Raw genomic sequence first — 19,128 nt, 5'->3', positions numbered from 1 at the left:
CACCCGCCTCGCGGCCGGGGCGCCGAGGACGGACCCGGCCCGCGCTCCCGGCCCGCCGTGGGCCCCGGGTTCAGTCCTTCGCCCGGGCTCCCTCCTCGTCCTGCGGATACCAGCGCAGCTCGACCGTGTTGCCGTCCGGATCCCGCACGTAGATCGACTGCGCCGTGCCCCGGGCGCCGAAGCGGCTGACCGGGCCCTCCAGCACCTGGAAGGCGCCCGAGGCGAGCACTGCCCGCCAGTCCAACGGCTCGACGACCAGGCAGATGTGGTCGACGTTCGTCCCGTCCGCACCGCCCTCGGCGGCCTCCCCGGACCGGTCGAGCAGATCGATGATCGTGACGGGGCTGACCCGGACCGACGGGAACGGGACCGCACCCGCCCGCCACTCCTCGACCCGGACCGGTTCCAGGCCCAGCGGCCCGCAGTAGAACGCCAGCGCCCGCTCGACGTCCGCCACCTTGAGCACGAGATGGTCGAAATCCTTGACTCGCATGGAAAGCCTCCGGGCAGCTCAGTACGGTGCGTTTCCGGAGTCCTCGGAGTCCTCGGAGTCCTCGGAGTCCTCGGAGTCCTCCAGGACCCGGAACTCCACTCCGGCGCGGATCAGCCGCGCGGTCAGCGCCTCGCCCATCGCGACGGCGGTCGTCACCTGGCCCGAGGTGGGCGGCAGGTCGTCGTGGGCGAGGCAGAGCGCCGCCTCCGCGAACATCTTGGCCGTCTCGTCGTAGCCGGGGTCGCCGCCCGCGACCTCGGTGACCACCCGCCGTCCGCCGCCCCGGCCCAGGAAGCGCACCGAGAACCAGCTCCGTGCCCGGCGGTGCTCGTCCGGCCCCTCGCCCGAGGCAAGCCGGGAGGTCAGGAACCGCCGCAGCGGCGGCAGCTGCGCCGCGGCGAACAGGCCGCCCGCGCCCGCGATCCCGCCCAGCGCGACCGGCAGCCGCCGGACACCCGCGTAGTGGCGGTAGGTGAACGCCGGGCCGTACCGCTCCAGCGCGGCGGCCGAACGCCCCACGATCTGCCCGTCGATGGTCGGCAGCGGCACGGCCCACAGTCCCAGCTCGTCCTCGTGCCGTACCCGGCCCGTGGGCGTCCGGACCGAACGGTCCGCCGGGCGCGGATCGGCGGCCCGGCGGGCCTTGGCGGTCCGGGCCATCCGGTCGGCGCGCGAGAAGGACAGCAGCGCGCTGGCGAACGTGCCGCCGGAGATGGTCGCGTTGGAACGGACGAAGCCGTCGACGCTCAGCGGTACCCCCTCCGGGAGCTGCTGCACGGTGAAGCGGGCACCCAGGTCGTGCGGTACCGAGTCGAACCCGCAGGCGTGCACGAGGCGGGCGCCGGTCCGCCGTGCCCGGGAGTGGTGCCGCAGGTACATCAGGTCCACGAACTCCGGCTCGCCGGAGAGGTCGAGGTAGTCCGTCCCCGCGTCGGCGCACGCGGCCACCAGGCGGATGCCGTACCGCAGATAGGGCCCGACCGTGCTCGCCACCACACGGGAGCGCGCCGCGAGGTCGGCCGCCGCCCGCGGATCGCCGGCGTCGGCGGTGATCAGCGGCACCTCGGCCGCGCCCGGGTACGCGGCGGCCAGCCGCTCGCGCAGCTCCTTCAACTTCCGCTCGTTGCGCCCGGCCAGCGCCCAGCGGCAGCTTCCGGGCGCGTTGGCCGCCAGGTACCGTGCGGTCAGCTCGCCGACGAAGCCGGTCGCCCCGAACAGGACGATGTCGAACTCACGTGCCTGGCGCTCCGGCGCGGCGGTCTTCTCCGCCGCGGCTCCGATCTCTTCAGCGTCCACAGCAACCTCTCCGGGCCCGAAAGCCCTTACCGACGGGTAGTGCTGATGCCGCCCTCATTTCAGCAGACGCGACAGTCGCCGGTCCGCGAGGGGCTTACCGCCCGTCTGGCAGGTGGGGCAGTACTCCAGCGCGGAGTCGCTGAAGGCGACCGAGCGCAACGTGTCCCCGCACACCGGGCACGGCTCACCCGCGCGGCCGTGCACCCGCAACCCGAGCCGCTTGCCCGCCTTCAGCTCGGCGGCCGACAGCCCCCGGGCCCGCTCGACGGCAGTGGTGAGGACCTCGCGCAGCGCCGTGTGCAGCGAGCCGACCTCCTCCTCGGAGAGATCGGCGGCGAGCCGGAACGGCGACATCTTCGCCGCGTGCAGGATCTCGTCCGAATAGGCGTTCCCGATGCCGGAGACCACCGACTGGTCCCGCAACAGGCCCTTGACGCGGTGTCGCTGCCCCGCGAGCAGGGCGCCGAGGGCCGCGCGGTCGAAGGAGGGGGAGAGCGGGTCGGGCCCGAGCCGTGCGACTCCCGGTACCTGGTCCGGGGCCCGCACCAGGTACACGGCGAGCCGCTTGTGGGTGCCCGCCTCGGTAAGGTCGAATCCCTCGGCCGGCTCGCCCGCCAGCACCACCCGCAGTGCCAGCGGACCCTTGCCCGGGCGGGGCGGAGCGGCGGGCAGCGTGTCCTGCCACCGCAGCCACCCGGCCCTGGCGAGATGGACGACCAGGTGCAGGTCCTCCCCGTCCGGCGGGCGGCCCTCCCCGCGCGTTCCGCCCAGTGCCAGGTCGAGGAACTTGCCGTGCCGGTCGACGTCGGTGAAGGCCCGGCCCTCCAGCGCGTCCAGCGGCGGATCGTAGGTCTTGAGCACGCTGATCGCGACCGGCAGCACGCGCCGGACGGTGCGCCCGGTCAGCCGCTCGGCCAGGAAGTCCCGCAGCGCCTCGACTTCGGGAAGTTCCGGCATGTTCCTCCTCTCCAGGGGGCGGGCCGCGCGACGGGGCGGGCGGGGACCGCGGCCGTTCAGGCCAGTTCGGCCTCGTGGGTGATCGGAGTGGCCTGCAGCGCCTGGCTGACGGGGCAGTTCCGGGCGGCCTCCGCCGCCGCTGCGGCGAACGCGGCCTGATCGATGCCGGGCACCTCACCCCGCACGGTCAGATGGATCCCTGTGATGCCCGTGCCCGGCTGGAAGTCGACGGCCGCCTTCGTGGTGAGCGTGGTGGGCGGGGTGCCCGCGCTGTTGAGACCGTTGGAGAGCGCCATCGAGAAGCAACTGGAGTGCGCGGCGGCGATGAGCTCCTCGGGGCTGGTCCTGCCGCCGGGCTCCTCCGCGCGCGACGCCCAGGAGACCGGGTACTGGCCGATACCGGAGGAGTCGAGGCTGACGGTGCCCGACCCTTCGGTGAGGTTCCCGTTCCAGACGGTGTGAGCGGTCCGTGTCGTGGCCATGATGCTCTCTCTCCGTAACGTTTCGCCGTGCGCAGGGCGGGTGGCCGCGGCCGCGCAGCGGCCCGAGCGGCGTACCCGGGGGCAAGTGTCGCAGTACCCGATCGTGCGCCCTTGTCACGCGCGCCGCACTCCATGACGCGCCGGGCGCGGGCATGCCGGGGCGCGTGCGGCGAATGCCGACAGGAGACGGGACCGCGCGCGGTACGGTGTGACGCTCAACGGGTATCGAAGAGTAATCAACCTCGTGCGCAGAGTGAAAAGAGAGTGGGTGGCGCACAGTTATGATCAAAGGGATCGATGTCGCCTCGTACCAGCCCGAGGACTACGGCACCCGGGGGGTCGAGTTCGTCTTCATCAAGCTCACCGAGGGGACGTCCTACACCAACCCCAAGTGGGTCGAGCAACGCCGGACCGGCCGGGACGCCGGGCTGGTCACCGGCTTCTACCACTTCGTCAGGCCGGGCAGCGTGAAGACCCAGGCCGACTACTTCCTCTCGAAGATCGACCTCGTCGCCGGCGACATGCTGGCGCTCGACTGGGAGGATTCCGCGGTCGGCAACGACGAGAAGGACGAGTGGATCAAGTACGTGCAGGACAAGGCGTCCGGTCACAAGGTCCTGCTCTACTGCAACGTCGACTTCTGGCTGAACCGCGACAAGACCTCGTTCGCGGGCGACGGCCTGTGGATCGCGCACTACAACGGCAAACCGGGAGCACCCGGTGTCAAGCATCGCTGGCGCTTCCACCAGTACACCAGCGATCCGATCGACACCAACCTCGGCGAGTTCGACAGCCGTGACGCGCTGCGCGCCTGGGCGGGCGGCACGAAGGGCGCCCCGGACGAGCAATGAGGTATCCGCGGCGGGCACGGCCGTGGGCCGAGGGTCCCACCCGGTGGCCGGGAGGGATACGCTCCCGTGCATGTCGGAAGCCAATTCCCCCTCCTCCTCAGCCCGCGTCCGCACCGAAGACCGAGCCCCCGCCGACGACCGTGATCGCGCCGACGACCGCGACCCTGCGGGTGCCGACCCCGGGTCCGCAGCCGGCGGTGAGCGCGCCGGGTCCCCCGGGCGCGGGGGCGCGGCGGACGTGCCGGAGGCGGCGCACACCCCGGACGGGCCCACCGGGGCCGGGGAACGGCCCGCGCCCGAGAGCCCGTCCGCGGCCACCGAGCGGGACGGCCGGTCCGGACCCGTCGGTCCGGCGGGTGAGTCGCTGCGGGACGGGCAACCGGAGGCGCGCGAGCCGGGAGAGCCGGAGGGAGCCACGGTGGACCGGCCCGCGCTGACGCCGCGCCAGGCGCGGCGCATACGCATAGCCCTGTCCGCTGTCGTCATGCTCGCGGTGGCCGTCGCGCTGGTCGTCCGGCTGCGTTCGGCGCCCTCGGTGCTCACCGTCGGCTTCTACGGTCTGGCCCTGATCCTCTCCGGTACCGCCATCGTGCTCAGCCGCCGGGGCCGGACCCGAGTGGCCACGGCGGTCCTCGGACTCGGCTTCGTCCTCGTCGTGTTCGGCGAGTGGCTGCTCGGCGCTTCCGGCAGCCCCTGACCCGCGCCCCGGCAGCCCGCGGTCCCCGGCCGGCGGCGGGGCAGGCGCAGTCCCGGGACGGCGGACTCCGGAACAGCCCTTCGTCCGGCTTCAGGGCAGTCGCGCGCCCGGCTTCAGGACAGCCACGCTGCCGGGTCACCGCCCACCTGGCCGGTGGCCCGTGCCCAGTCGCGGGGGCTGCGCGCGGCGTCGAGCGGGTCCTCCTCGTCCCTGGAGCCGGTCGCCGCGGGGCCGGTGGAGTCCGCCGGACCGAAGCCGACCGGGGAGAGCGCGTAGCGCAACCGCCCCAGCGGAGTGTCCGCCGTCGTCAGCCAGGGCGTGTCATCGGATGCCTCCCGATCGGCACCCGATGCCTTGCGTGTCCCGCCGCCCGGGTCCGCGGGCAGGTCGTGCAGCAGCCAGTGCGCGGTACGGGCGAGGGAGAGCCGTACCAGCCGGGATCCTGCGGCGCCGGTGCGCTGCTCGGTGAGGGCCCGGAGCAGCCCCGCGGCCAGCAGGTAGCCGGTGCCGTGGTCGAGCGCCTGGGTGGGCAGTGCGCCGGGTGCCAGGTCCGCCGAACCGGTCCCCGCGTCCGTTCGGCCGGCGGCGCCCGCAGCCTCCAGGAAGCCGATGCCGGTCGCTGCCTGCACCAGACTGTCGAAACCGCGCCTGCGCTGCCACGGCCCGGCCGCGCCCCACGCGCTGAGCTGGCCCACCACCAGGCCCGGCCGACGGCCCATCAGGGACTCCGGGGCCAGCCCGAACCGGTCCAGCGCACCCGGCCGGTACCCGGTCACCACCACATGCGCCGATGCCAGCAACTCCTCGAAGACGGTCTGCCCGGCCCGGCTGGAGAGGTCCAGCAGCGTCGAGCGCTTGCCGAGACCGGTGTCCGCATGGGTGTCCAGGAACTCCGGCCGTTCCGGCGCGTCGATCCGCAGCACGTCCGCGCCGAGCAGCGCGAGTGTGCGGGTGGCGACCGGGCCCGCCAGCACGCGGGTGAGGTCCAGCACCCGCAGGCCGCGCAGTCCTCCCGGGCCCGGCGGCCCCTCCAGCGGCAGCGTCGGTGCCCCGTCCAGCCTGCTGAGGGCGACCAGCGGGGTGGGTGCGACCACCGCGCGCTGCGGATGGGCCGCCCACTCCTGGGGGGTGCGGGCGGCAACGGCCGCGCCTCCTTCGCCGTACACCGCCTCCTCCACGTCCCGGGCCTGACGTCCCGCCAGCTCGGTGGCGATCCGGCCCGCCGCCGCCTCGTCCTCCGCCGGGCCGTGGTCGGGCATGCCCAGCGCCGACAGCAGCCGGGTGCGGTGGTGGGGGTAGTTGGCGTGGGTGCGCACCCAGCCGTCCGCGGTGCGCCAGAAGCGGGACAGCGGCGCGAAGGTGACCGGCGCCCGCCCCTCGATCCGCACCAGCCGGTCGCTTCGGAAAGCGGTGGCCACGGCGCCGTCGTCCACCCGGACGGGGGGCAGCAGCGCACTGCGGGCGCGTACGCAGGAGAACTCGGCCGCCGCCAGCGAGCAGGCCGTCACCGCGGCCGAGGCGAGTTCCTGGACCGGCAGCGCGGACGGCAGCAGGCCCGGGCGGTGTTCGCGGGTGACGCGGGCCAGCAGCGCCGGATCCCCGCCGAGCGTGGCCCAGGCCTGCGCCGTACCCGACTGGGGGACGGCGCGCCCGGCGGCGGCCGAGCCCTCGGGCCCCCGGGGTTCGTCCCCGGCGGCGCCGGCCGCCGCCGGCCCGGTGGAACGGGCAGCTCCGCCGGACGTGCCGTCGCGCTCGAACTCGCCGGGTACGAACTCGGTGTCGAACTTCGATGTGCCGACGGAGTCGCGGGCGGTCACGTCCCGAGCCTCTGGGGGCTTGCCAGCCGCAGAAAACTGATCCATATCGATCATTTTGGCACTCGGGGCCGTGAGAGCGGGTGACGGCAGGGCGGTGGTGGGCTTAGGTTACGGCGGCCGATATGCGGATCGCCGGACCGATGGGAGTGGTCGGGCTGGCGGTGGGCGGCGACTACCGCCCCGGAGCGGACTCCCCGCGCGCCTCCGCCGTGACGGGGAAGGGCGGTACGAACTGGCGGACGAGCACACACCCCGTGCCGGGGTACCGCTCGGGCGTCGCCTGGCTGCCGCACTCCCGCCGGGCCGCACTCGCCGTCGGCCCCACGGGCTCGGATCTCACTCTCGACGGCGGCCGCACCTGGCGCACGTTCGACAGCGGCTCCTACGACACCGTCGACTGCGCCCCGGACCTCGGCTGCTGGGCGGCAGGCGAACAGGGACGTGTGGCCCGGCTCCGGACGGCACGCCGGTAGCCGCCGCGGTGTGGCCTCGGCGCTCCGCGGGGCGCGGCGTGCGGGCGTCGGGGTGTGCTGCCCGGGCGGTGCGGGCGGTCGGGCTGTGCGGACGTGGTGACGTCGAGCGCGGCGGAAGCCGCCACGGGGCCGTGCCGGGACAGCCGGGGCTCTCCCGCCCGCGGGACAGCCGGGGCTCTCCCGCCGGCGGTGGCGGTCTCCCGTGGCGGTCACGGTGTCCGCCGGGGTGTCCGGGGCGGTTGCCGGGGTACGTGCGGCGGCTCTGACCACGGTGTCCCGTGGCGGTCCGGACCGCGGCCCGGACCGGACCGCGTTGCGGACCACCCCGGCGCGACCCCGCCCGCCCGGCCGCGGCGGGCTCGTCACGGACCGGCAGCAGCACCGCGGTGCTTCAGCACACCCTTGGCGAGCTTCCCCGTCGGCGTGCGCGGCAGCCGGTCGGTGAACTCCACGGTGCGCGGCACCTTGTATCCGGCCAGGTGTTCACGCACATAGGCCAGCAGTTCCTCTCCCAGCTCCGCCCCGGGCGCGGGCACGGTGTCCGCCGCGGCCTGCACGACGGCGTGCACCGATTCGCCCATCTCCGTGTCCGGGACGCCGAGGACGGCGACATCGGCGACCTTCGGGTGCAGCGTCAGGCAGTCCTCGATCTCCTGCGGATAGATGTTCACCCCGCCGGAGATGACGGTGAAGGCCTTCCGGTCGGTGAGGAAGAGGTAGCCGTCCTCGTCGACATGGCCGATGTCGCCGGTCGTCGTCCACGTCGGGTGCCGCGGGTGCTGCGCCTCGGCGGTCCGTCCGGGGTCGTTGTGGTAGGTGAAGGGCAGTTCGTCCCGCGCGAAGTACACGGTCCCGGTCGCCCCGGCCGGAACCCCGGTGCCGTCGTCCGCGCACACCCGGACCTCGCCCAGCGGGCCCGACCGGCCGACCGAGCCCGGCTTGCGCAGCCACTCCTGCGGGGTGATGGCGGTCAGCCCGTTGCCCTCCGTCGACGCGTAGTACTCGTACAGCACCGGCCCCCACCACTCCATCATCCGGCGCTTCACCTCGACCGGACACGGCGCCGCCGCATGGATCGCCACCCGCAGCGAGGGCCGGCCGTACCGGGTCCGGACCTCCTCGGGCAGCTTGAGCATGCGGACGAACATCGTCGGCACCCACTGGCTGTGCGTCACCTCGTGGCGCTCGAGCAACTCCAGCGCCCGGACCGGCTCGAACCCGTCCATCAGGACGACGGTGCCGCCCGTCGCGGTGACCACGGCGCAGAAGCGCAGCGGCGCCGCGTGGTACAGGGGAGCGGGGGAGAGGTAGACGGTCGAGGTGTCGAACCCGTAGAGCGCGGTGAACAGCGTGACCAGTGGAGAGGCCGACGCGGTGAGATCGTCACCCGGCAGCGGGGGCTGGATGCCCTTGGGGCGCCCCGTGGTGCCGGACGAGTAGAGCATGTCCGCTCCGCGGGGCTGATGTGCGGGCGGCCGGGCAGAGGCGTCTGCCAGCGCCTGCTCGTAGTCGCCGTGTTCCGCGAGGCCGCTCCGCTCCCCGGCGCCTGCCTTCCCGCCGTGCTGCCCTTCACCGCCGTCCCGCTCCCGGCCGCCGCATGCCGTGCCGTATCGCCGATCGCTGCCCCACGGGCGTTCCCGCCGCGGGCCGCCGCGGCTCCCGTACGCCAGGCGCACCGTGATCTGCGGAGTGCGCGGCACCAGGGCCGTCGCCAACTCCTCCAGCGCAGCGGAGACGACCAGCGCCCGGGCCCCGCAGTCCCGCACGATGTAGGCGGCTTCATCGGGCGTCAGATGGCTGTTGACGGCCGTGAGGTAGAGGCCGGAGCGCAGCGCGGCCCAGTACACCTCCAGGCAGCGCGGATCGTTGTCGGACAGCAGCGCGAGATGATCGCCGGGGCGCAGCCCGGCTGCGTGCAGTCGGTTCGCCAGCCGTACGGAGCGCTCCTCCAGCTGTCCGTACGTGAGCACCTCCCCGGTGCGGTCGGCGAGGACGGCGGGCTTGTCGGGGTCTGCTGACGCGTGGACTCCGGGGTACACGGGAACGTCCCTCCCACGGGCTGCTGACGGCAGGTCAGTCCAGTGTCGCTGCCGCCCGGTCCCGCGTACATGGCGCCTGCGCGGGCAGCTCGCACCGCCGCGTGTACGCCGGGAGGCCGCCGCCGTCCCCCTGGGAGCCAGGGACAACGGCCAGTGGCCCCCCCTGAGCGGATGTGGCGGAGGGTCGGCCGCCGTGTACGGCGGTCAATCTTCCGGATCCGGCTCCGCCACCACCGTGCGCAGTCCCCGCTCCTCGAACTCGCGGCGCGCGGAGTCCGGGATACCGCTGTCGGTGAGGAAGGTGTGGAAGAGGCCGGGGCCGCCGATCCTGGCGAAGCAGCGCACGCCGACCTTCGAGGAGTCGGTGACCACGACGGCCCGTTCCGCGCGGCGGGCCATCAGCCCGTTGATGCGCCCCTCCGACTCGTCGTGCACGGTGGCCCCCTCCGCGGGATCCATGCCGTTGGCGCCGATGAAGGCGATGTCGACCCGGAGTTCGTCCAGTACCAGTTCGCTGTAGGGCCCGGTCAGCTCGAAAGTGCGGGAGTGCGCCACACCCCCCGTCAGCACGGTCTTGATCTGCGGCCGCACTGCCAGTTCATAGGCGATGTTCAGGGCGTTCGTGACGATCGTCAGGTGCTGCTGCGGGCCCGACTCGGCCAGGTCGGGGCGGGTGGCAAGGGCGCGGGCGATCTCCGTGGTCGTCGTCCCGCCGCTCAGCCCGACGACGTCGCCGCGCTCCACCATCGCGGCGGCGGCCCGGGCCAGCGACTGCTTCGTCCCCACATGGTGTCCGCGCTTGTAGCGGATCGGCAGGTCGTAGGTGACCGCGCTGAGCACCGCACCGCCCCTGGTGCGGGTGAGCAACTGCTGCTCGGCCAGTGCGTCCATGTCGCGCCGCATCGTCGCCGCGGAGACCTCCAGTGTGGTGGCGGCCTCCTCGACCTCCATGCTGCCGCGCTCACCCAGCAGTTCGAGCAGCGCGTTCATCCGCTCATGGCGCTTCACCTGAGGTCTTCTCCTTCATCCGCCCCGTGTCCCCGAGTACGTGCAGAAGCCGTGCCGCCTCGCTCCGGACCGCCTCCCGCGCCGGGGCTACATACTTGCGCGAGTCGATGAGCGCGGGGTCGCTCTCCAGTACCTTACGCACGCGCCCAGTGAAGACCGAGACGAGATGCGTCGATATATTGATCTTGGTCATCCCCGTGCCGATCGCCGCGCGCAGCTCTTCGTCGGGGACACCGGAGGAGCCGTGCAGCACCAGCGGTACCGCCAGCTTCTCCCGCAGCCGGGCGATCAATTCCAGATCCAGCTTCGCGGTGCGTTCCCGCATGGCGTGGGAGGAGCCCACCGCGACCGCCAGCGCGTCCACTCCGGTGGCCGCCACGAACGCCAGCGCCTCCTCGGGGTCGGTCCGCACCCCCGGCGCGTGCACCCCGTCCTTGCCGCCCACCTCGCCCAGCTCCGCCTCGACGAACACGTCCCGCTCGTGGCACCAGGAGGTCAGCCGCGCGGTCGTCGCCACGTTCTGCGTGTACGGCAGGGTGGAGGCGTCGATCATCACCGAGCCGACCCCGGCCTCGACGCCCTGGCGGATCAGATCCGGGTCGGTGATGTGGTCCAGATGCACCGAGACATCGGTCCGTGCGGCCTCGGCGAGCGCGAGGGCGGCACGGGTGATCGGCAGCAGGCTGCCGTGGTAGCGCACACAGTTCTCACTGATCTGCAGGACGAGCGGCAGGCCGGTCTCGTCGGCAGCCGCCACCAGCGCTTCGGCGGTCTCCAGATGGATGGCGTTGAACGCGGCCGCACCGGTACCCGCCGCCCTGGCGGCGGCGAGGATCGAGGCGGTGGGAACAAGAGGCATCGGGGACTCCTGGTGCGGGTGAAGCGGGCTGGTGCGGGAGTTCATCGGCCGCTCCGCGTGGGCCGGGGCGCGGCCGGGTGTGCGGAGCGGCGTACGGCGGGAGCAGGACTCGTTGTCCGCCCCGACTGTGTGCGGGCCGGCACGGAGGCCGAGGTGGGGCACGGGCGTCGGAGACTCGGTACGGCGCCGGAGGACCGCGCCCGTCCGGTCATCGGCGGCCGCCGATCAGCCCTCCAGCATCACCGAGCGGGTGAGACTGCGCGGGTTGTCCGGGTCGAGGCCCCGCACCCGGGCCCGTTCCAGCGCGACGCGGTGGACGAGGACCAGGTCCGCGAGCGGATCCCGGCCGTGGCACACGAACCGGGCACCCGTCGCGCGTACTTCGCTCTTCAGCCCTTCCGGCGCCTGGCCGAAGAGCCAGGTGACCCGTCCGGGCGCGGCGATGGCTATCGGCCCGTGCCGGTATTCCATGGCGGGATAGGACTCCGTCCAGCTCTGGGACGCCTCCCGCATCTTGAGAGCCGCCTCGTTGGCCAGGCCGAAGGTCCAGCCCCGGCCGAGAAAGGTGAACTGCTCGGCATCCAGCCACTCCTGCTCCACCGGGCAGCTGAGAGCCTCCTCGGCGTCGGCGACGGGCCCCGCCATGTCCTCGCCCAGATGAGCCCGCAGCAAGGTCAGCGCCGAGGTGGCGAATCGGGTCTGCACCACGGACCTCTCATCCGCGAACGGCAGCGCGACCGTCTCGTCCGACAGCGCCGTCGCCGGGGTGTCCGGGTCGCCCAGCACCGTCACGGTGGGGATCCGGCCGCGCACCGCGTCCAGCACGCGCAGCACTTCCGTCGTGGTGCCGGAGCGGGTGAGGGCGACCACCGCGTCATACCCCCGGGCCGCGCCGAGGAAGGCCTCGGAGGCGGCGAAAGCGTCCGTCACCCCCAGACCGGCCGCTTCGCGCAGCGAAGCGTAGGACTGCGCCATGAACCAGGAGGTACCGCAGCCGATCACCGCGACCCGGGCCCCCGCAGCCGGAAGGGGGGTGTCACCGGAACCGATCCTCGCCGCTGCCCGCCAGGTCTCCGGCTGGCTGTGCAGTTCCTGCTCCATGTATGCCGACTCGCCCATGTGCGGGCCCCCTCCTGGCCCGGATCCCTCCCGGCCGATGCGTGAAGCTGCGTGAAACCTTTGACTTTTCTGCAACTTTACGCAGTCTCTCCTCGGCTGTCCATCCCACTCCCGGGTGACCGGGCGAGCCCTCCAGGGGCCGGAAGCCGGGATCCGGGCACCTCTGCCGAGGTCCGAGGCCGCTCTCCGGCGCCCCGCGAGCGCGGAGCGCCGGAGAGCGGCCTCGGGGGTGCCGGTCCGCCGCCCCCGCCGTTCACCCCCCGCCGTTCACCTCCCGCCACTCACTCCGTGCCGCACCTCCGCGTCTCCACCTGGAAGCAGCCGAACTCGACCGCGCGCACGTGCACCGCCGCCACGAGGGGGTCTGCGTAGAGCTGCGCCAGTCCCTCCTCCACGGTCGGCGTTCCCTCCCGGGTGCGGTCGAGCAGCAGGCCGCCGAGGATGCTGCCCTGCGCCGAGTAGGCCCGCAGCGTGCGCCGTTCGCCGCGCATGGCGTCCGGGAAGCCGCCGTCCGGGGCGCCCGCCCAGCCGCCGCAGTCGTGCGGATGGATGAAGACCGGCCCGACCTCGTCGTACGCGCCCGGGTCAGCGTTCGTCTCGCGTGCCCAGCGGCGCAACGGCGCGTAGGAGACGAGGGCGAGGGTCTCGCCGGGCCTGCTCCGCTCCAGGCAGCAGCGGAGCGGGTTGCCGCCCTCCTCGTCCACCACTGTGCGCGGCGGAGCGCCCGCGTCGTCGCGTGCGCGCAGTTCCTGCAGCGTTCCGGGCGGAATCGCCCGGACCTCGTATCCCGTGTGTCCCGTTCGGCGGCCCGTCTGCGTGCGTCCGGCTCTGGTGTCCATGCGTCCAGGCTGCGTTCGCGCGCACCCGGCTGCTGGCGGGATTCGGCCGTGGCGCTCGCCGGTGCCCCGTGTGGCGCGAGAGGCCCGCCGAGCCCCGGGTCCGCCGAGCGGGAGGTCCCGTCTGTCGAGGGCCCCGCCGAACTCGAGGGCTGCCGTGCACGCGGGCGCCGAGCGCGCGGTCCGGTGCCGGGGCCACTGGCGGCCGAGTGGCTCGGTGGGGCTTGTGGATTGCCGGTGCTGTCCATAGCATCATCGGTGTTACATCAGTTGTGTCACAGTGCTGGGGGCCCGATGGCAGCAGCGGAGGAACGCGAGCGAGCCACCGTCCGGGGCCCGCTGGCCGGAGTGCGGGTGGTCGAGCTGGCCGGGATCGGGCCGGGGCCGTTCGCCGCCATGACGCTGGCCGACCTCGGGGCCGACGTTGTCCGCGTGGACCGGCCGGGGGGCGGCGCCCTCGGGGTCGCGCCCGAGTACGACGTCACCAACCGCAACAAGCGCTCGGTGCTGCTGGACCTCAAACAGCAGGCCGGAGCCGCCGCCGCGCTCGCGCTGATCGAGCGCGCCGACGTGCTCGTGGAGGGGTTCCGGCCCGGAGTCGTCGAACGCCTCGGTGTCGGCCCGGACGTCTGCCTCGCCCGCAACCCGCGCCTGGTCTACGGCCGGATGACCGGCTGGGGCCAGGACGGACCGCTGGCCGCGCGGGCCGGGCACGACCTCGGCTACATCGCCGTCACCGGAGCCCTCGGGATGACCGGGCCGGCCGAGGGGCCGCCGGTCGCGCCCGCCAACCTGCTGGGCGACTACGCGGGAGGCTCCCTCTACCTCGTCGTCGGTGTCCTGGCCGCGCTGCACCACGCGCGCGGACCGCAGGGCGCCGGGCAGGTGGTGGACGCGGCGATCGTGGACGGAACGAGCCACCTCACGGCCATGATCCAGGGCCTGCTCGCGGCGGGCAGCTGGCAGGACCGCCGCGCCGCGAACCTGCTGGACGGCGGCTGCCCCTTCTACGGCACCTATGCCACCGCCGACGGCGGCTTCATGGCCGTCGGCGCCCTGGAGCCCGTGTTCTACGCGGAGTTCACCGGCCTCCTCGGAATCGCCGAGGAGGCACCGCCCCGCGAGGACCTCACCGCGTGGGAAGAGCTGCGGGAGCTGATCGCCGCCCGGTTCGCCTCCCGTACCCGCGCGGAGTGGACGGAGGTCTTCGAGGACAGCGACGCCTGTGTGGCCCCGGTGCTCTCGCTGACCGAGGCGCCGTCCCACCCGCACCTGGCCGCCCGGGGCACCTATCTGGAGCACTCCGGCATCACCCAGCCCGCGCCCGCCCCCCGGTTCTCCGCGACACCCACCCGCGTCGCCTCCGCGCCGGCGCGGCCCGGTGCGCACACCGCACAGGTGGCCCGCGACTGGAACGTCCCGGCCCTGACCGCACCCGCAGCGGCGGGTGGAGGAGACGCATGAAGCAGCAGCAGATGCCGCGGCAGATCTTCACCGCGGACCACGAAGCGTTCCGGCAGACCGTACGCACCTTCCTGGCCAAGGAGGTGACGCCGCACTACGCGCAGTGGGAGCAGGACGGCGTCGTCTCCCGGGAGGTGTGGCGGGCCGCCGGCCGGCAGGGGCTGCTCGGACTCGCGGTGCCCGAGGAGTACGGCGGCGGGGGAGAGCCGGACTTCCGCTACGCGGCGGTACTCGCCGAGGAGTTCACCCGGGCGGGCGCGCCCGGCCTGGCGGTCGGGCTGCACAACGACATCGTCGGCCCCTACCTCACCGAGCTGGCGACCTCGGAGCAGAAGCGCCGCTGGCTGCCCGGCTTCTGCACCGGCGAGACCATCACCGCCATCGCCATGACCGAGCCCGGCGCGGGCTCCGATCTGCAGGGCATCCGCACCACGGCTCAGGACCGGGGCGACCACTGGCTGCTGAACGGCTCGAAGACGTTCATCTCCAACGGCATCCTCGCCGACCTGGTCGTCGTCGTGGCCCGGACGACACCCGAGGGCGGCGCGCACGGACTGAGCCTGCTCGTCGTCGAGCGCGGTGCCGAGGGCTTCGAGCGGGGCCGCAACCTGGACAAGATCGGCCAGAAGGCGCAGGACACCGCCGAGCTGTTCTTCACCGATGTGCGCGTCCCCAAGGAGAACCTGCTCGGGGAGCTCAACGGCGCCTTCCTGCACCTGATGACCAACCTGGCGCAGGAGCGGATGGCCATCGCCGTCGCGGGTATCGCCGCCGCCGAGCATCTGCTGGAGCTGACCACCACGTACGTGAAGGAGCGCACCGCGTTCGGCCGGCCGCTGGCCAAACTGCAGCACATCCGCTTCGAGATCGCCGAGCTGGCCACCGAGTGCGCCGTCACCCGGGCCTTCCTGGACCGCTGCATCGAGGACCACGCCGCGGGCCGGCTGGACGCGGTGCACGCCTCCATGGCGAAGTGGTGGGCCACCGAGCTGCAGAAGCGCGCCGCCGACCGCTGTCTGCAACTGCACGGCGGTTACGGGTACATGACCGAGTACCCGGTCGCCAAGGCTTTCACCGACGGCCGCATCCAGACCATCTACGGCGGGACCACCGAGATCATGAAGGAGATCATCGGACGGTCGCTGCTGAACTGACCCCCGCGCCGGACCCGCCCGGCCGTCTCCTCCCGGCTCCCCTCCGCCCCTGTACGAAAGGCACCCCTCGTGAGCTCAGAAGCGTTCGTGTACGAGGCAATCCGCACCCCGCGCGGCCGCGGCAAGGCCGACGGCGCCCTGCACGGCACCAAGCCCGTCGACCTGGTCGTCGGGCTGATCGACGAGCTGCGCCGCCGCATGCCCGACCTGGACCCGCAGGCGGTCGACGACATCGTGCTCGGCGTCGTCAGCCCGGTCGGCGACCAGGGCTCGGACATCGCCAAGATCGCCGCCATCGCCGCTGGGCTGCCCGACACCGTCGCCGGCGTCCAGGAGAACCGCTTCTGCGCCTCCGGTCTGGAAGCGGTCAACATGGCCGCCGCCAAGGTCCGCTCCGGCTGGGAGGACCTCGTCCTGGCGGGCGGGGTGGAGTCCATGTCCCGGGTGAAGATGGGCTCGGACGGCGGCGCCTGGTTCAACGACCCGCTGACCAGCTTCGAGACCGGCTTCGTGCCCCAGGGCATCGGCGCGGACCTGATCGCCACCCTGGAGGGCTTCAGCCGCCGGGACGTGGACGAGTACGCCGCCCGCTCCCAGGAACTGGCCGCGCACGCCTGGAAGGACGGCCGGTTCGCGCGCTCGGTGGTACCGGTACGGGACCGCAACGGGCTCACCGTCCTCGACCACGACGAGCACATCCGTCCCGGCACCACCGCCGACACCCTCGCGGGTCTCAAGCCGTCGTTCGCGGCCATCGGGGAGATGGGCGGGTTCGATGCCGTCGCGCTGCAGAAGTATCACGCGGTCGAAGCGATCGACCACGTGCACCACGCGGGCAACTCCTCCGGCATCGTGGACGGTTCGGCGCTGGTCGCCGTCGGGAACCAGGAGGTCGGAGAGCGCTACGGGCTGCGCCCCCGGGCGCGGATCGTCTCGGCCGCCGTCTCCGGAGCCGACCCCACCATCATGCTGACGGGGCCCGCCCCCGCGTGCCGCAAGGCCCTGGCCAAAGCCGGGCTGACGGTGGAGGACATCGCCGTCGCCGAGATGAACGAGGCGTTCGCCGCGGTGGTGCTGCGGTTCGCCAAGGACATGGGGCTCCCCCTGGAGAAGGTGAACGTCAACGGCGGTGCCATCGCCATGGGGCACCCGCTGGGGGCCACCGGCGCGATGCTGCTCGGGACGTGCATCGACGAACTGGAGCGCACGGACCAGCGCTACGGACTGGTGACGCTGTGCGTGGGAGGCGGAATGGGGGTCGCCACCGTGGTCGAGCGCCTGTAGCCGCGAGCGCAGACCGTCCGCCCGATCCTTCCCCCTCGCCGACGCCGGGGGCACCGCACCGCTCGCTCAGGGAGTCCGAACCATGCCCGAACCCACCGCCACCACGATCCGCTGGGACCAGGACAGCACCGGGATCGTCACACTGACCTTCGACGACCCGGACCAGTCCGCGAACACCATGAACGCGGCCTTCCAGACGTCCCTCACCGCGGTCGCCGACCGGCTCGAGGCCGAACGGGACAGCGTGCGCGGCGTCATCATGACCTCCGCCAAGAAGACCTTCTTCGCCGGCGGCGACCTGCGGCTGCTCATCCGGGCGCGGCCCGAGAACGCCCAGGAGGTCTTCGACAACGGCATGCGTATCAAGCGCGACCTGCGCCGTATCGAGACCCTGGGCATCCCGGTCGTGGCCGCGCTCAACGGCGCAGCGCTCGGCGGCGGCCTGGAGATCGCGCTGGCCTGCCACCATCGCGTCGCCCTCGACACCCGCGGCTCGAAGATCGGCTGCCCGGAGGCCACCTTGGGGCTGCTCCCGGCGGGCGGCGGCGTCACCCGTGCGGTGCGGCTGCTGGGCATCACCGACGCGCTGCTGAACGTGCTCCTCCAAGGCCAGCAGTACCGTCCCGCCAAGGCCGAGGAGGTCGGTCTGGTCCACGAGGTCGTCGGGACGCCGCAGGAGATGCTGGCCGCCGCCCGCGCCTTCATCGAGGCCAACCCCGCCGCGCAGCAGCCCTGGGATGTCAAGGGGTACAGGATCCCCGGCGGGACGCCCGCGCATCCGAAGTTCGCGGAGAACCTGCCGGCCTTCCCCGCCAACCTCAAGAAGCAGACCGGCGGCGCGCCCTATCCGGCGCAGCGCAACATCCTCGCCGCCGCCGTCGAGGGTGCCCAGGTGGACTTCGAGACCGCGCAGGTCATCGAGGCCCGCTACTTCGTGGAGCTGGCCTGCGGGCAGATCTCCACCAACATGATCCAGGCGTTCTTCTTCGACCTCCAGGCCGTCAACGCCGGCCGCAGCAGGCCCCAGGGGATCGCCGAGCGCGAGGTCGCCAAGGTGGCCGTGCTGGGCGCGGGGATGATGGGCGCCGGAATCGCGTACTCCTGTGCCAGGGCGGGCATCGAGGTCGTGCTCAAGGACGTCACCCCGGAGGCGGCCGAGAAGGGCAAGGCGTACTCGGCGGGGCTGCTGGAGAAGGCGCTCTCCCGCGGGAAGACCACCGAGGCCGACCGCGACGCGCTGCTGGCACGGATCACCCCCACAGCGGATCCGCAGGCGGTGGCGGGCTGCGACGTCGTGATCGAGGCGGTGTTCGAGGACCCCGCGCTCAAGCACAAGGTGTTCCAGGAGGTCGAGCACCTCGTCGCCCCGGACGCGCTGCTGTGCTCCAACACCTCCACGCTGCCGATCACCTCGCTCGCCGAAGGCGTCGAGCGCCGCGCGGACTTCATCGGGCTGCACTTCTTCTCTCCGGTGGACAAGATGCCGCTGGTCGAGATCATCAAGGGGCGCGAGACCGGGGACGAGGCGCTGGCCCGCGCGTTCGACCTCGTACGGCGGATCCGCAAGACCCCGATCGTGGTCAACGACTCGCGCGGCTTCTTCACCTCGCGCGTCATCGGCCACTTCATCAACGAGGGCGTCGCCCTGCTGGCCGAGGGCGTCGACCCGGCCACCGTGGAGCAGGCCGCAGCGCAGGCGGGCTACCCGGCCAAGGTGCTCTCCCTGATGGACGAACTTACCCTCACCCTGCCGCGCCGGATCCGGGACGAGACCCGGCAGGCGCTGCGGGCCGAGGGCGGGGAACTGCCCGCCCACCCGGCCGACGCCGTACTCGACCGGATGGTCGAGGAGTTCGGCCGCACCGGCCGCAGCGGCGGTGCGGGCTTCTACGACTACGACGAGAACGGCAAGCGGGCCGGGCTGTGGCCGGGCCTGCGGAAGCACTTCGCCGCCGAGGGGGAGCCCGGGATCCCGTTCGAGGACATGAAGGAGCGCATGCTCTTCTCCGAGGCGCTGGACACCGTGCGGCTGTTCGAGGAAGGCGTGCTCACCACGGTCGCCGACGCCAACATCGGATCCATCATGGGCATCGGCTTCCCCGCCTGGACGGGCGGCGTGATCCAGTACATCAACGGATACGAGGGCGGCCCGGCCGGCTTCGTGGCCCGCGCCCGGGAACTGGGCGAGCGCTACGGCGAGCGGTTCGCGGTCCCCGCGCTGCTGGCGGAGAAGGCCGCGCGGGGCGAGACCTTCACCGACTGACCTGCGCACGACCGGTCCGGCTGCCCCGAACCGACC

The 19,128-nt window shown here is 73.1% G+C and carries 16 protein-coding genes and 1 pseudogene; 7 read left to right on the top strand and 10 right to left on the bottom strand.

Annotated features, from left to right (window positions below; all coding sequences use genetic code 11):
• Positions 1–70: 70 nt before the first annotated feature.
• Genes ACFYNS_RS06525 through ACFYNS_RS06510 form a run of 4 tightly spaced genes read right to left on the bottom strand, consistent with a single transcriptional unit; the run spans position 71 to position 3,228 of the window.
• Complete coding sequence (locus ACFYNS_RS06525; protein WP_360290586.1) at positions 71–493, bottom strand: VOC family protein; 423 nt, start codon at positions 491–493, stop codon at positions 71–73.
• Between the two features lie 18 nt (positions 494–511).
• Entirely contained in the window at positions 512–1,789 is a 1,278-nt protein-coding gene (locus tag ACFYNS_RS06520; RefSeq protein ID WP_388601190.1) for a saccharopine dehydrogenase family protein, read from the bottom strand.
• A 54-nt stretch (positions 1,790–1,843) separates the two neighbouring features.
• Entirely contained in the window at positions 1,844–2,746 is a 903-nt protein-coding gene (locus tag ACFYNS_RS06515; RefSeq protein WP_360290590.1) for a DNA-formamidopyrimidine glycosylase family protein, read from the bottom strand.
• A gap of 56 nt (positions 2,747–2,802) precedes the next feature.
• Positions 2,803–3,228 (bottom strand): OsmC family peroxiredoxin, encoded by a 426-nt coding sequence (locus ACFYNS_RS06510; protein WP_276476986.1) that lies wholly within the window; start codon positions 3,226–3,228, stop codon positions 2,803–2,805.
• A 281-nt stretch (positions 3,229–3,509) separates the two neighbouring features.
• On the opposite strand from ACFYNS_RS06510, the gene ACFYNS_RS06505 reads away from it, so the two are divergent.
• A complete protein-coding gene (locus ACFYNS_RS06505; RefSeq protein WP_388601188.1) occupies positions 3,510–4,079 on the top strand; it encodes a glycoside hydrolase family 25 protein in 570 nt (189 codons plus the stop codon).
• Between the two features lie 70 nt (positions 4,080–4,149).
• Positions 4,150–4,776, top strand: a complete 627-nt coding sequence (locus tag ACFYNS_RS06500) for a hypothetical protein (protein WP_388601186.1) — start codon at positions 4,150–4,152, stop codon at positions 4,774–4,776.
• A gap of 113 nt (positions 4,777–4,889) precedes the next feature.
• On the opposite strand, the gene ACFYNS_RS06495 is transcribed toward ACFYNS_RS06500, so the two are convergent.
• On the bottom strand, positions 4,890–6,593 hold the full coding sequence (locus ACFYNS_RS06495; protein ID WP_388601184.1) for a CoA transferase: 1,704 nt from the start codon (positions 6,591–6,593) through the stop codon (positions 4,890–4,892).
• Between the two features lie 152 nt (positions 6,594–6,745).
• On the opposite strand from ACFYNS_RS06495, the pseudogene ACFYNS_RS06490 reads away from it, so the two are divergent.
• Positions 6,746–7,066 (top strand): annotated as a pseudogene (locus ACFYNS_RS06490) (oxidoreductase); the annotation flags it as partial.
• 362 nt (positions 7,067–7,428) lie between these two features.
• On the opposite strand, the gene ACFYNS_RS06485 reads toward ACFYNS_RS06490, so the two are convergent.
• The 5 genes from ACFYNS_RS06485 to ACFYNS_RS06465 form a co-directional block, all read right to left on the bottom strand.
• Positions 7,429–9,105 (bottom strand): acyl-CoA synthetase, encoded by a 1,677-nt coding sequence (locus ACFYNS_RS06485; RefSeq protein ID WP_388601182.1) that lies wholly within the window; start codon positions 9,103–9,105, stop codon positions 7,429–7,431.
• Between the two features lie 204 nt (positions 9,106–9,309).
• Positions 9,310–10,113: a DeoR/GlpR family DNA-binding transcription regulator gene (locus tag ACFYNS_RS06480; protein ID WP_360301348.1), complete on the bottom strand. Its 804-nt coding sequence runs from the start codon at positions 10,111–10,113 to the stop codon at positions 9,310–9,312.
• Positions 10,100–10,972 (bottom strand): class II fructose-bisphosphate aldolase, encoded by an 873-nt coding sequence (locus tag ACFYNS_RS06475; RefSeq protein WP_388601179.1) that lies wholly within the window; start codon positions 10,970–10,972, stop codon positions 10,100–10,102. Before ACFYNS_RS06475 ends, ACFYNS_RS06480 begins: the two co-directional genes overlap by 14 nt.
• A gap of 225 nt (positions 10,973–11,197) precedes the next feature.
• Complete coding sequence (locus ACFYNS_RS06470; protein WP_388601177.1) at positions 11,198–12,091, bottom strand: SIS domain-containing protein; 894 nt, start codon at positions 12,089–12,091, stop codon at positions 11,198–11,200.
• Positions 12,092–12,372: 281 nt separating this feature from the next.
• Positions 12,373–12,930: a DUF1203 domain-containing protein gene (locus ACFYNS_RS06465; RefSeq protein ID WP_360301357.1), complete on the bottom strand. Its 558-nt coding sequence runs from the start codon at positions 12,928–12,930 to the stop codon at positions 12,373–12,375.
• A 291-nt stretch (positions 12,931–13,221) separates the two neighbouring features.
• Here ACFYNS_RS06465 and ACFYNS_RS06460 point away from each other — a divergent pair, with 291 nt between their 5' ends.
• From ACFYNS_RS06460 to ACFYNS_RS06445, 4 genes are all read left to right on the top strand, one after another.
• Positions 13,222–14,391, top strand: a complete 1,170-nt coding sequence (locus ACFYNS_RS06460) for a CaiB/BaiF CoA transferase family protein (RefSeq protein ID WP_388601174.1) — start codon at positions 13,222–13,224, stop codon at positions 14,389–14,391.
• A gap of 11 nt (positions 14,392–14,402) precedes the next feature.
• Positions 14,403–15,545 carry an acyl-CoA dehydrogenase family protein gene (locus ACFYNS_RS06455; protein WP_388601436.1) on the top strand — a complete coding sequence of 381 codons (1,143 nt, stop codon included), beginning with the start codon at positions 14,403–14,405 and terminating at the stop codon, positions 15,543–15,545.
• Positions 15,546–15,614: 69 nt separating this feature from the next.
• Positions 15,615–16,829 carry an acetyl-CoA C-acetyltransferase gene (locus tag ACFYNS_RS06450; RefSeq protein ID WP_388601172.1) on the top strand — a complete coding sequence of 405 codons (1,215 nt, stop codon included), beginning with the start codon at positions 15,615–15,617 and terminating at the stop codon, positions 16,827–16,829.
• An 82-nt stretch (positions 16,830–16,911) separates the two neighbouring features.
• Positions 16,912–19,092, top strand: a complete 2,181-nt coding sequence (locus ACFYNS_RS06445) for a 3-hydroxyacyl-CoA dehydrogenase NAD-binding domain-containing protein (RefSeq protein ID WP_388601171.1) — start codon at positions 16,912–16,914, stop codon at positions 19,090–19,092.
• The last annotated feature ends 36 nt before the right edge of the window (positions 19,093–19,128 follow it).

It is taken from the genome of Streptomyces sp. NPDC006925 (assembly GCF_042869575.1).
Lineage (GTDB): Bacteria > Actinomycetota > Actinomycetes > Streptomycetales > Streptomycetaceae > Streptomyces.
The sequence above is the reverse complement of the archived record's forward strand: the minus strand, read 5'-3'. Positions and strand labels throughout refer to the sequence as shown.

What these genes read in the sequence shown, in the direction of transcription:
- ACFYNS_RS06455 (WP_388601436.1), top strand. Translation starts at nt 14,403, where the DNA reads ATGCCGCGGCAGATCTTCACCGCGGACCACGAAGCGTTCCGGCAGACC.
- ACFYNS_RS06470 (WP_388601177.1), bottom strand. Translation starts at nt 12,091, where the DNA reads ATGGGCGAGTCGGCATACATGGAGCAGGAACTGCACAGCCAGCCGGAG.
- ACFYNS_RS06500 (WP_388601186.1), top strand. Translation starts at nt 4,150, where the DNA reads ATGTCGGAAGCCAATTCCCCCTCCTCCTCAGCCCGCGTCCGCACCGAA.
- ACFYNS_RS06475 (WP_388601179.1), bottom strand. Translation starts at nt 10,972, where the DNA reads ATGCCTCTTGTTCCCACCGCCTCGATCCTCGCCGCCGCCAGGGCGGCG.
- ACFYNS_RS06505 (WP_388601188.1), top strand. Translation starts at nt 3,510, where the DNA reads ATGATCAAAGGGATCGATGTCGCCTCGTACCAGCCCGAGGACTACGGC.
- ACFYNS_RS06460 (WP_388601174.1), top strand. Translation starts at nt 13,222, where the DNA reads ATGGCAGCAGCGGAGGAACGCGAGCGAGCCACCGTCCGGGGCCCGCTG.
- ACFYNS_RS06515 (WP_360290590.1), bottom strand. Translation starts at nt 2,746, where the DNA reads ATGCCGGAACTTCCCGAAGTCGAGGCGCTGCGGGACTTCCTGGCCGAG.
- ACFYNS_RS06445 (WP_388601171.1), top strand. Translation starts at nt 16,912, where the DNA reads ATGCCCGAACCCACCGCCACCACGATCCGCTGGGACCAGGACAGCACC.
- ACFYNS_RS06465 (WP_360301357.1), bottom strand. Translation starts at nt 12,930, where the DNA reads ATGGACACCAGAGCCGGACGCACGCAGACGGGCCGCCGAACGGGACAC.
- ACFYNS_RS06525 (WP_360290586.1), bottom strand. Translation starts at nt 493, where the DNA reads ATGCGAGTCAAGGATTTCGACCATCTCGTGCTCAAGGTGGCGGACGTC.
- ACFYNS_RS06510 (WP_276476986.1), bottom strand. Translation starts at nt 3,228, where the DNA reads ATGGCCACGACACGGACCGCTCACACCGTCTGGAACGGGAACCTCACC.